Genomic DNA, 652 nt, shown 5'->3' with positions numbered 1-652 from the left:
CGCCGGTCGAGGCGTTGACCGAAAGCGTGAACACCAGGAAGGCCGGGTCGCCGCTGTGGCCGGTCACATAGCCCGACACCGTGTTGCCGCTCTGCGACAGCACCACGGCCTGGCCGGTGGCCGAGTCGATCAGGTTGGAGGCCGAGCCCGAGAGGCTGACGCTGTAGGCGGTGGTGGCGCCGTCGGCACCCTGCACCACGGTGAAGGCGCCGGCGAAGCTCTGCGTGTCGGTGGTCGAGCCGGCCGGGCCGGTGCCCGAGCCGTTGATGCCGTTGGTGGCCGCCGTCAGGTAGCTCTCATCCACGTTCAGCGTCGGCGCCGGCGTGCCGCTCAGCGCGATCGAGGGAACATCGTCCGTGATATTGATCGTGATGGTCGACGTGGATGTATTGCCAAGGCCGTCGGTCACGGTGAACGTGAACACGTCCTGCCCGGGCTGCACATTGGCGCCATCATTGCCCGCCGGGACGTTCGCTTCCGGCGACGTCAACGTATAGGTGTAAGTGCCGTCCGCGTTGAGATGCAGGATGCCATACGTCCCGTTGATGTTCGTGCCGACATTGCCTGTCACGTCGCTGCCGATGTTGCCGGCCTGAACACCGGTCACGGTCGCGCCGTCGGGATCCGAGAAGGTCAGCGTGCCCGTCGTCGT

General features: G+C 66.6%; 1 protein-coding gene. It reads right to left on the bottom strand.

The window, feature by feature from the left end; all coding sequences use genetic code 11:
- Window positions 1-652 (bottom strand): DUF5801 repeats-in-toxin domain-containing protein (locus DPM33_RS35685; protein ID WP_208648495.1); only part of this gene is annotated, 652 nt, incomplete at both ends.

It is taken from the genome of Mesorhizobium hawassense, assembly GCF_003289945.1.
Taxonomy (GTDB): Bacteria; Pseudomonadota; Alphaproteobacteria; order Rhizobiales; family Rhizobiaceae; genus Mesorhizobium; species Mesorhizobium hawassense.
Note: the sequence above shows the minus strand (reverse complement) of the source record. Positions and strands in the feature narration are given on the sequence as shown.